Annotated in this window: 10 protein-coding genes and 2 pseudogenes; 9 read left to right on the forward strand and 3 right to left on the reverse strand. The window is 67.2% G+C overall.

Features of this window, described 5'->3' with window-relative positions; translation table 11 throughout:
* Window positions 1-87: 87 nt before the first annotated feature.
* From CcI156_RS22835 to CcI156_RS22870, 8 genes are all read left to right on the forward strand, one after another.
* A complete protein-coding gene (locus CcI156_RS22835; protein WP_076808134.1) occupies window positions 88-531 on the forward strand; it encodes a hypothetical protein in 444 nt (147 codons plus the stop codon).
* A gap of 86 nt (window positions 532-617) precedes the next feature.
* Window positions 618-1,583: a cytochrome P450 gene (locus CcI156_RS22840; protein ID WP_254847573.1), complete on the forward strand. Its 966-nt coding sequence runs from the start codon at window positions 618-620 to the stop codon at window positions 1,581-1,583.
* Window positions 1,584-1,588: 5 nt separating this feature from the next.
* Window positions 1,589-2,053 (forward strand): aspartate 1-decarboxylase, encoded by a 465-nt coding sequence (gene panD / locus CcI156_RS22845; RefSeq protein WP_076808150.1) that lies wholly within the window; start codon window positions 1,589-1,591, stop codon window positions 2,051-2,053.
* Entirely contained in the window at window positions 2,050-3,009 is a 960-nt protein-coding gene (locus CcI156_RS22850) for a class I SAM-dependent methyltransferase (protein ID WP_076808138.1), read from the forward strand. The genes panD and CcI156_RS22850 overlap by 4 nt, the downstream gene beginning before the upstream one ends.
* A gap of 54 nt (window positions 3,010-3,063) precedes the next feature.
* Window positions 3,064-4,413, forward strand: coding sequence for an acyltransferase domain-containing protein (locus tag CcI156_RS22855; RefSeq protein WP_051875530.1), 1,350 nt, complete (start codon window positions 3,064-3,066; stop codon window positions 4,411-4,413).
* Window positions 4,414-4,475: 62 nt separating this feature from the next.
* Complete coding sequence (locus CcI156_RS22860; protein ID WP_217697748.1) at window positions 4,476-5,105, forward strand: TetR/AcrR family transcriptional regulator; 630 nt, start codon at window positions 4,476-4,478, stop codon at window positions 5,103-5,105.
* Entirely contained in the window at window positions 5,105-5,449 is a 345-nt protein-coding gene (locus CcI156_RS22865) for a DUF6204 family protein (RefSeq protein ID WP_023842131.1), read from the forward strand. Before CcI156_RS22860 ends, CcI156_RS22865 begins: the two co-directional genes overlap by 1 nt.
* Before the next feature lie 27 nt (window positions 5,450-5,476).
* Window positions 5,477-7,147 (forward strand): MFS transporter, encoded by a 1,671-nt coding sequence (locus tag CcI156_RS22870; RefSeq protein WP_305775230.1) that lies wholly within the window; start codon window positions 5,477-5,479, stop codon window positions 7,145-7,147.
* A 166-nt stretch (window positions 7,148-7,313) separates the two neighbouring features.
* Here the strand turns inward: CcI156_RS22870 and CcI156_RS22875 are convergent, their stop codons facing one another.
* From CcI156_RS22875 to CcI156_RS22885, 3 genes and pseudogenes are all read right to left on the reverse strand, one after another.
* Complete coding sequence (locus CcI156_RS22875; RefSeq protein WP_232235279.1) at window positions 7,314-7,709, reverse strand: DUF3037 domain-containing protein; 396 nt, start codon at window positions 7,707-7,709, stop codon at window positions 7,314-7,316.
* Window positions 7,706-8,491, reverse strand: a complete 786-nt coding sequence (locus tag CcI156_RS22880; protein ID WP_076808143.1) for a HipA family kinase — start codon at window positions 8,489-8,491, stop codon at window positions 7,706-7,708. The genes CcI156_RS22875 and CcI156_RS22880 overlap by 4 nt, the downstream gene beginning before the upstream one ends.
* A 189-nt stretch (window positions 8,492-8,680) precedes the next feature.
* A pseudogene (locus CcI156_RS22885) lies at window positions 8,681-9,739 on the reverse strand (IS110 family transposase); the annotation flags it as partial.
* 69 nt (window positions 9,740-9,808) lie between these two features.
* Between CcI156_RS22885 and CcI156_RS22895 the strand changes: the two are divergent.
* Window positions 9,809-10,693: pseudogene (locus tag CcI156_RS22895) on the forward strand (IS3 family transposase); the annotation flags it as partial.

Raw genomic sequence — 10,693 nt, forward strand, 5'->3', positions numbered from 1 at the left:
ATGGTGGAGGTGATGGCCCGCCGGCTGACCGGGGCGGCCACCCCGACCTGGCGTGACCCGCCGGTCTGACCGGCGGGAGTGTCGGGAATGACGAGCGGAGTGCCGGTGCGGGAGGTGCTGGAACAGATCGAGGCTCGGCGGGCCCGCGCCGGGCGGGCCGTCGAGGAGCTGCGGGAGGAGATCGCCCGGCTCACCGGGCAGCTCGCCGCCGCTGAACGTGCCCTGGAACGGTTGGAGATCACCCGGGAGACGGTGYTGGACCTGGCCGCCGAGAACGACGCCGCACCGGCCGAGCCGCTGCCGCCGGGGTATCGGGAGGTGCTGGCCGTGTTCACCCGGGGCGGGAACGGGCTGCACGCCWAGGACGTGTGCCGGGCGCTGGGTGGCGGCACCGAGCCCCGGCATGTCGAGAGCATGCGGGCCCGGCTGAAACGGCTGGTAGAGCGGGGTGTTCTCACCGAGCCCGATCCCGGCCTGTTCGTCCTGCCCCAGCCCGACCCACCGGCCACCCCAGAGATCAACTCAAGCTGAGGCCCGACGAAAGCGTGCAGAACGCCCACTCAGACCTCCGCATGAGCTCGCGTGGCGACCTTCTGCGATCGCCCATCCCGCTGCCGATGGCAGGCGAACGCACCGAGCCGGCGCCGGGCATGTTCACCGCGATGGATCCTCCGGAGCACACCCGCTACCGGCGGCATATCGTCGAGTGGTTCTCGAYGCGTCGGACCAGGTCCCTGGAGCCGCGGGTGATCGAGATCGTCGACCAGCACCTGGACGCGATGATCGCCGGTGGCGGTCCGGCCGACCTGGTGTCGGCGTTCGCCGAACCGGTGTCCGCGCTGGTGATTTGCGAACTGCTGGGAGTGCCCGTCGAGCAGCGTGAGGTGTTCGGCGCGGCTATCGCAGCGTTGTTCACCGTTCACTCCAGCGCGGAGGAGGCCATCAGCGGCTGGCAGAACATCGGTGGACTGCTGATGGGTCTCATCCAGGCCAAGCGGGTCGCATCGGCGGACGACCTGCTGGGCACGCTGGTGGCCCGGGGTGAGCTCAGCGACGAGGAGCTGATGACGATCGGCAGTGTGCTGCTGGTCGCCGGGCACGACACCAGCACCAACATGATCGCGATGGGAACGTTCGCGCTGCTGGAACATCCCGAGCAGTATGCGGCGCTGGCCGCGGACCCGGGCCTGGCGCCCGGTGCTGTCGAGGAACTGCTTCGCTACCTGACGATCGTGCACGCCGGCTCGATCCGTGCGGTCTCCGCCGATCTGGAGTTCGACGGCCACCAGCTGACCGCGGGTGACGCGGTGTCGCTCTCCCTCGCCGCGGCCAATCGGGACCCCGCACTGTGCGACGCTCCCGACCGCCTCGACATCACGCGCGAGCCCGTGCCGCACCTGGCCTTCGGGCACGGCATCCACCAGTGCGTCGGACAGCAGCTATCCCGATTGGAGCTGCGCATCGCGTTCGAATCGTTGGCGCGCCGCCTGCCGAACCTTCACGTGGCGGTGCCGACCAGCGAGATCCGTACCCGCTCCGAAATGATCATCTACGGTGTGCGAGAGCTGCCGGTGACCTGGTGAGTGTAATGATCTACCGCGAGATGCTCAAATCCAAAATCCATCGTGCCGTCGTGCGACAGGCCGATCTTCACTATGTTGGTTCGATCACCATCGACGCCACCCYGATGGCGGCCGCCGGCCTGTGGCCGGGAGAAAAGGTCGACGTGCTGGACATCACCAACGGTGCGCGGCTCAGCACGTACGTCATCGAAGGTGAGGCGGACAGCGGGACCATCGGCATCAACGGCGCCGCCGCTCACCTGATCAGTCCAGGCGATCTGGTGATCATCGTCGGCTATGCGTTGATGGCCGAGGAGGACGCCCGCTCTTACCAGCCCAACGTCGTGTTCGTGAACGGCGACAACCAACTGGTGCGCATGGGCACCGACCCGGCCGAGGCGTACGACGGCGTCGGTCTGGTGCGCGGTGAMACCAACAGCCCCCAGCCCTCCCTTTCCGAGCAGGCCGGAGACCCGCGGAGAGCGCAGTGAACACTGCCGAGATCATGACCGCCTTCACCAGCGGCCTGGCCGACATCAATCTTGCTGAGCCTGACACGGCTCGCGGTGGTGAGAAGGCTGCGGAAAGAATGAAAACGGCCAGCTCGACAATCTATGACATGGCCGCCACTCTCTCGGCGAAGGGGGACCTGTGGAACTGGGGGATGTATGACCCTGAGATCGTCGACGAGATCCGGGCTCGGTTGCCAGGGTTCGGTGAGTTCGGCACGGACGRCTTCAGCGAGCAATTGTACTTCCTGGCTCTGCGGGACCTGYCGATCGGTCTGGACGACTACGACGGTCGCACGGTGCTGGAAGTCGGCTGCGGCACCGGGGAAGGCCTGAACTTCCTTTCCCGTATCGCCCGTGGCGCACGGATGACCGGCCTGGACCTGTCGCCGCGAGCCATCGCCAGGGCTTCGGCGACCCTCGCGCGTGCGGACGTACTGGAGTTCGTGCACGGCGACGCCGAGAAACTGCCTTTCGTTGACGGCTCCGTGAACATACTCGTCAACATAGAGAGCTCGCACAACTATCCTGATCTCGGCAGATTCCTCCGGGAGGTGGAACGTGTGCTCAGCCCCGGCGGCATCCTCACCCACATTGACGTCTTCACGCGTCAGCGTTACGCGGCGATGCGCCGGATGACCGCGGAGATCGACGGCCTGACCTGGGTCACCGACCACGACATCTCCGACCGGGTTCGCGCGGCGATCCGCCGCCGGATGGCGTCCGACAGCCATTTCCACGCCACGCTCGCGCGGCAGCGGATGAACCCGATGGCGCGCAGGATCGCGGCACACAGCCAGATCCTGATGTTCGGCGGCATGTTCGCGGGATATCAGCCGCCCGCCGTGATCAGGCTGCTGAGCAGGATCGGGATCGTGCCCTGGGTGAGCGGCCTGCCGATGGAGAGCTACCGTCACCAGGTAGCCGTCCGCCGGTGACCTCGATCGGTGCCCGGACCAGGAGCGGGCGACGTGCGGCCTGATGGGGGAGACGTGGACACACGATTGTTCGCTGTCGCGGCAGACACCGAGGACGGACTGGCGGAACTCCTGCGCACGCACCTTGACCGAGTGCGTGCGCGGGCGGGCCTGCCGGCGCTGGCCTGGTACTGCCATGACGCCGTGGTGCGTACCGCCGGAGCGGGGCACCGCCTGACCTTCGTTGTCGATTCGTACGCTGATCTCGCTGAACAACTGGCCGCCGCCCTCGCGGGAGAAACCGACCGCATTCCTCCCGATGTGACGGCACGCCGGCCCGGCCTGGTGTTCGTCTTCGCCGGGCAGGGCGCCCAGTGGTACGGAATGGGCCGCGAGCTGCTGGCCGCTGAGCCGGCGTTCCGGGAGGCGCTCCTTCGCTGTGATCAGGAGGTTCGGCGTTTCGCCGAATTCTCGGTGGTCGAGCAGCTCGGTTTGGACCCGCCAGCGTCCCGGATGGACGAGATCGACGTGCTGCAGCCGACCATGGTGTCGTTGCAGATCGCCCTGACGGCTTTGTGGCGCAGTTGGGGGATCGTRCCGGATGCCGTGGTCGGCCACAGCATGGGGGAGATCGCGGCCGCGCATACCGCAGGCGCGCTGGGCCTCCGAGATGCGATAATGATCGCCTGCCGGCGCAGTGCGCTGCTGCGCCGGATCTCCGGTAGGGGGGCGTTGGCCGCCACGGAGCTGTCCCCCGCCCAGGCGCATGCCGTCGCGGATGCCAGCGCCGGGCGCATCAGCGTCGCCGGCGAGAACAGCCCCCGGTCGACGGTGCTGGCCGGCGACGCGGCGTCACTCGCCAGGCTCGTCGATGATCTCACCCGGCGCGACGTCTACTGCCGCGTGATTACGGGAACCGTCGCCTCGCACAGCCACTACGTCGATGACCTGCGTGCGGATCTTGATCTGGCGTTACGGTCGCTGGCACCGGGACCTACGAGGATCGTGATGTACTCGACCGTGACCGGCGAGCCCGTGCCAGGAACGAGCCTCGCCTCACAGTACTGGATGCGTAACCTGCGCGAGCCGGTCCGTTTCGCCGCCGCGGTCGAGCGGCTCGGTGACACCGGCCATGAGGTGTTTGTGGAGGTGAGCGCGCATCCTGTCCTGTTGAGCCCGGTGCGGCAGACGCTGGCGCACGCCGGACGGCCGGCGCATCTGCTGTCATCCGGTCGGCGGCAGGCGGAACGGCGCTCGGTCCTGGCGTCGCTYGGCATGTTGTACGGCTGCGGGCGGGAGCCGCGGTGGGCGGCGTTCGCCCTGTCGGAACCCGGAGCCACGCTCACCCCTTACCAGGCGGCCGTGCTCGGCGCGGTCCGCCTGACCCGGCCCGCCTCCCAGCTGGAGACGAGCCCGGCACTCTGATAGGCTCTTGTATCTGGATGCACCTCTGTATCTAGAAGGAGCCTGTCATCGCGACCAGACGGTTGTCCCGCGAGGAGAGTCGGGAGCTGACCCGCGAGAAGCTGCTGCGCTCGGCGGCGGAGCTGTTCGCCGAGCGTGGCCTTGCCGGCACATCGGTCGAACAGATTGTCGAGCGTGCCGGTTTCACGCGAGGCGCCTTCTACGGCAACTTCGACGGCAAGCACGAGCTCGTGCTCGCCCTGCTGGAGAAGCGCACAGAGCGTGAGTTGGAGGAGCTGCGGGCGCTGGGCCGTGACGCCGGCTCGTTCGAGGRCATGGTCGAGCAGTTCCGGGCCTGGCATCGTGAGCGTGACCGTCACCTCGCGAGCTGGCTTGTGCTGCGCACCGAGCTGTGGCTCTACGGCCTGCGCAACCCGGGCGTCCTGCCGACGCTGACCGACCGGGAGGCGCGGACGCGGACGATCATCGCGGAGGCGCTCGCCCGCGACTTCACGTCTCGTGACGCGTCCCCACCTGCTCCGGTCGAGGTGCTCGCGTTGATAGTGCACGCGCTTGACGACGGCCTGGCGATCCAACGGGTCCTGTCGCCCGAGAGCAGCCCGGACGACGCGGCAGTCGACGCGGTGGACTTGTTACTGCGGTCGTGGGTCGCGTTGGGTCGCGAAATAGCTGCGGAGAAAGGGAACGACTGATGCCCGAGCACGTCTACCGGGTGCTGGTACGCGGACGGTTTGACAAACTTGACCCCCCGGCGCGGGAGAAGCTTCGCCGGAACGCCGACCAGCAGGATGTGCTCAACGCGTCGTTCACCGAAGAAGGAACGCTCGTCTACAACGAGTCCATCGTCGCCTTCACATTCCGCCTGGTCGTTCGAGTCGAGTTCGACGACAAGGCGGAGCAGCGGGCGCAGGATGCCGCCGAAGAACGGCTGATGGCAAGGTTCGACGAGATCGGCTGCGGCTATCGCGACCTCCGATTCGGAGTGACGGACATGGACAGTATGAAGATCAACCGGCCAGTGCGGGAGCGGCGCTGAGGCGGAATTCCGCAGAACAGGTAGATCATGGTCGATRCTGAGCGGACCACCTGGCCGTCCGAGCMGGTACTGCAGGTGGCCCAGCCCGCACCCGACCCGAGGCGTTGGTGGGCTCTCGCGGTCCTGCTCGTCGCCACGTTCATGGACCTGCTTGACAACAACATCKTCACGGTGGCTATTCCGAACATCCAGCAGCATCTCGGGGCGTCGCCAACGTCCATCCAGTGGATGAACGCGGGCTATACTCTCGCCTTCGCTGTGATGCTGATAACCGGAGGTCGACTGGGAGATATTTTCGGTCGCAAGCGAATGTTCTTGACCGGTGTCGCCGGGTTTATGGCGGCGTCCGGAATGTGCGCGATTGCGCAGAGTCCGGAATTCCTCGTCGGCGCCCGGGTGGTCCAGGGGGGCGCTGCGGCCGTCATGGTGCCGCAGGTACTGGCGATCATCCACGTCAGCTTTGCTCGGGAAGAAGTCGGCAAGGTCGTCAGCCTATACGCGGGCATCGTGGGCCTGGCGATCGTCGCGGGACCGCTCGTCGGTGGTCTTCTGCTCCAGTGGAACCCGTTCGGCCTCGAATGGCGCAGCATTTTCGCGGTCAACCTCCCCGTCGGCGCGGTAGCGCTGGTGGCAGCGTCGGCGTGGATGCGGGAATCCAGGTCCCCGCATGCTCGCCGGCCCGACGGGATAGGGATGATCCTCGTCGCCGTAGGGCTGCTGCTCGTGCTTTTTCCGCTTGTGCAGGGGCGCGAGCTGGGCTGGCCGACGTGGAGCATTGTCGCCATGGTAATCGCTGTCCCAGTGTTCGCGCTGTTCCTACGGTATGAACGGGAAAAGGTGCGCCGTGACGATTCGCCACTGTTGGCGTTGAACCTCTTCAAAACTGGCAGCTTTTCTGTCGGCGTCGGCACGCAACTGTTGTTCAGCTGCGTGCCGGCTKGATTCTTCATCACCTGGACGGTTTATCTGCAGGGTGGTCTGGGCTGGTCGGCACTGCATACCGGTCTGACCACGATTCCGTTCTCCATCGCTGTTCCCATGGCTGGCGGACTCGCGGTACGCTACATTTTTCCGAAGTATGGCCGTCGCTGCCTCATGGTGGGAGTGGCGGTGATGACGTCGGGTGTTCTTTCCTACGTGTGGACGGCGCATCACTTCGCCACCACCGTGACATCATGGCATGCTGCCCCGTCCCTGCTGCTGATCGGTTCGGGCATGGGCCTGCTGGTCGCGCCACTGACCGGGATGATCCTGATCGATGTGCCGCCGCACGAAGCCGGCGCGGCCTCCGGAATCATCAACGCGACCGGCCAGCTTGGCGCGGCAGTGGGCGTCGCGCTGATCGGTGGGCTGTTCTTCTCCGCCCTCGCCACCGGCGAGCCGRCCCGGACCGACCGGGTGACGTCGCAGGTCCAGCAGGCCCTGGTCAGCCAGGGGCACTCTTCCGGCGAGGTGACTCGGCTGATGGCCGAGCTGCGTCGGTGCGATATCCACCAGCCTGACCTCAGTCTTGTCCCCGCTGACTGCGGCGGGCGGGTGAGCGTCACCGATCGTGGGAGTCTGACGAACGCCTTGGCCAAGGTGCGCGCGGAGGAATTCGTCTCCGGATTCGTCAAGACCCTGTGGTGGATCGTGGGTGCGCTCGCCGTCGTGCTCTGCCTGCTCTTCCTGCTACCCGCCCGGCGCGGCGGGCCCTGAGAGCGGACGATCGGGCGTGTTGGCCAGGCGGGCCGCGGATTCGCCGACCCGGCGAATCCGCGGCCCGCCCGAGAGCCCCCGGGCACAGACCAGTTCCATCGGCCTCCGAACCAGAGCACCGCCGGCTGTCCGTGGCAGGTGCGGTCGATCCGCGGTCAGAGCCCGTTCACCGGACCACGCGGTCCATCAGCCGGTCCAGCTCTACCTCCGGTTTGGCAGTGATACCGCCATGCACGGCGCCGGGCTGAACGACTGTGCTGCGCGGCGCGGTGAGCCAGCCGAAGCGTGCCCGCGCCGATCTCGTGGCGGCCGGGCCGGCGGCGGGATCACCGGCACACACCATCTGGATAAAATTCAGCGCTGCCTGGATCAGCTCCACGTCGGCATTGGAGTCCAGCGCTCTGAGTCGTTCGGTATCAACGTTGATCGCCGCGGCCAAAAATTCCGCGGCAGGACTGTAGAGCAGTACACCGACGTTTATCCGCTCGCCCCGGTCGACCCTTGGGACAGCGAACAGAAGAGCATAGTCAAATGCGAAAAATGATTCCGGCACGGCGATCACCTCCCCGCGCCAGGCCACCAGCCGCGGTCGCCGGCACGACGCGCGAGCAGGTACTCCACATACCGTTCCCGCAGGGCGGCGGCATCGGCTTCGCCCGGCTGGACGGAGTTCATGCCCAGCAACCACAAATCGGGGACCAATGCCGTCACCTCCGCGAGCAGGTCGCGAGTGACCACGGCCGCGAGCTCGGAGTCGAGCTGTTCGAGCGCCTCCGGCGAGAGATCCTTGACGAGGACTGTCAGCGCGTGCTCCGACAGGTCGTAGCGGCGCGCCGCCCAGGTGCTCACCGACGGCCAGGAATGCTGGAAGACCAGGGCAGCCCCGTGATCGATGGCCCACAGTGCACGATGCCAGACCAGGAGATTCGGATTGGACCAGCTCCGGTCCACGTTCGCGGTCAGTGCGTCCAGCCAGAAGATTCTCGCGGCCTCCTCGGCCGGCGGTTGCCAACTGGCGCCGTCGTAGCCTATGGACCCGGGGARGAAATCCATTCCGAGATTGTCTCCTGCGCTCGCCCGTAGCAGCTCCTGCACCTCCTGGTCCGGCTCCCGCCGCGCAATCTCCGGATCGACGGTGAGAACGACCAGATCGGGTACCCGGATACCGAGCCGCCGGCCCAGCTCCCCAACCACGATCTCGGCGACCAGAGCCGCGCTTCCCTGCCCCGCCCCGCGAAACTTGACGACGTATRTGCCGTCGTCGTCGGCTTCGACCAGACCTGGCAGGGAGCCACCCTCCCGCAGGGGCGTTACGTAACGGGTTCCACGCACATGCCGCAACACATTGCTGACTCTACTCCTGATTCTCCCGCCGGGCGGCATCGATATCCACAGCGGTCTACGGCATGTCTTTCCCAGAGGGTTCAGCTGACGTCGGTCGCTTGATCCCCGATGCCTTCGATCTGGGTGGGAGTGTCGCTGCGTAGCTGCGCGAMGAGCCTGCGAGCCGTGGGGGGTGTCTCTATGGCGTTGTCAAGCGGYGCGGGCCGGCTCGGGCGCGGGGTTGGTAGCGGGCGGCTGGTAGGGCTTGCGGTCGCAGATCATGGCGTAGAGGACGTCGACGCGGCGGCGGGCGAGGCAGATCAGGGCGGCGTTGTGCCGTTTGCCTTCGGCACGTTTGCGGTCGTAGTAGGCCCGGCTGGTCGGGTCGCTGAGACTGGCGAACGCCGACAGGAACAGGGTTGATTTCAGGGCGTGGTTCCCGCGTTGGGAGCGGACCTCGCCGCGGATCGAGCTGCCGGAACGGCGGGTGACCGGAGCCAGGCCGGCGTAGGCGGCGAGGTGCGCGGCGGTCGGGAACGCGGCGATGTCTCCGATGATCGTCAGGAGGCTGGCGGCGGTCCTGACCCCGACACCGGGCATCCAGACCAGGACCTCGGAAAGAGGGTGCGCCTCCAGGGTGGCTTCGACGTCCTGGGCGAGATCGGCGCGTTCGTCGAGGACGCCGAGAAGTTTGYGGGCGACGCCGGCGATGACCGGGCCGAACGCGGCGGTGCCGGGCACGACCACGGTCTGCTCGTCGAGGACACGGACCAGTTGGCCGGGCAGCGTCTTGGCGAGCCGCGGCGAGCGTGGACGCATCGTCGTGGCGATGCCGGTCTCGCCGAGCTGCCGCAAGGCGGTCGGGGTGGGCGCGTCGGCGAGGAGTTCGAGGACGCCGGGTCGGTGGATGTGGCTGCCCAGCAGGCGTTCCGCGGCCGGGTGGATGTGCAGCAGGGCGTCGCGTAACCGGTTGGTGAGCCGGGTGGCTTCGGCGGCGAGGTCGCTGTCGTAGCCGACCAGCACGGTGAGTCCGGCGAGGGTCTCGTCGTCGGTCCCGACCCGGCGCAGGGTGTGGGGCAGGGTGCGGGCGGCGTCGGCGATGACGTAGGCGTCGCGGGCGTCGGTCTTGGACTCGCCGGGGTGCAGGTCCGCCAGGCGGCGCATCGTGAGCCCTGGCAGGTAGGCGACGTCCAGGCCCATCTGGCGGGCGACCGCGATCGCGAGGGCGCCGATGCTCGTGGGCTGGTCGACGATCACCAGTACTCGTCCTGAGGTGGGCCCCGTTCTTCGGACAGTGATCCCTATGAGGGATAATTGATCCGTGAACGGAGGAGATCAATGAGTCAGTCACGCAGGCGGTATACACCCGAGTACAAGRACGAGGCGGTGAAGCTCGTCATCGACTCGGGCCGCCCCACCTCGGCGGTCACGAAAGATCTCGGTATCAACGAAGGAACATTGGGGAGTTGGGTCGCGACCTGGCGGCGGGCACACCACAACGAAGAAGAACCGTTGTCGATGTCCGAGCGGGCCCAGCTCCACGAGCTGGAAAAGGAGAACCGGGAACTCCGGATGGAGCGCGAGTTCCTCTCAAAAGCGGCCGCCTTCTTCGCGCAACGCCATCAGTGATCGACAAGTACGAACTGATCGCTGCGGAGAAGGACAACTACCCGGTATCCAAGATGTGCCTGTGGCTGGCCGTGTCGACATCCGGTTTCTACGACTGGTCTCGGCGGCCGGCGTCGGCCCGGACCCGTCGGCACACCACCCTCGACACCCACGTGCGGGCGGTGTTCGCCGTTTCCCGCCAGACCTACGGCGCCCGGCGGATCGCCGCCGCCCTGACCGCCTCCGGCCTGCGCGTCTCCGTCCGCCTCGCCCGGCAGATCATGCGCCGTGCGGGGCTGAAAGCCTGCCAGCCCAGGGCCTACCGTCGCACCACCATCCCCGACCAGACCCCGCCGCCCGCCGACCACGTCCGCCGCGACTTCACCGCCACCCGCCCGGGCGAGAAGCTCGTCGGGGACATCACGTACATMCGTACCGGCGAAGGATGGCTCTACCTCGCCACCGTCATCGACCTCTACTCCCGTAAAGTCGCCGGCTGGTCGATGGCCAACCACATGCGCACCGAGCTCATCATCGACGCGTTCACCATGGCAGCCTCCCGGTACGTAGTCGGAAGTCCCGTTGAGTTGATCGACGTTGGCGGTGGCTGCGGGG

Source organism: Frankia sp. CcI156, from assembly GCF_001983015.1.
GTDB lineage: Bacteria > Actinomycetota > Actinomycetes > Frankiales > Frankiaceae > Frankia > Frankia casuarinae.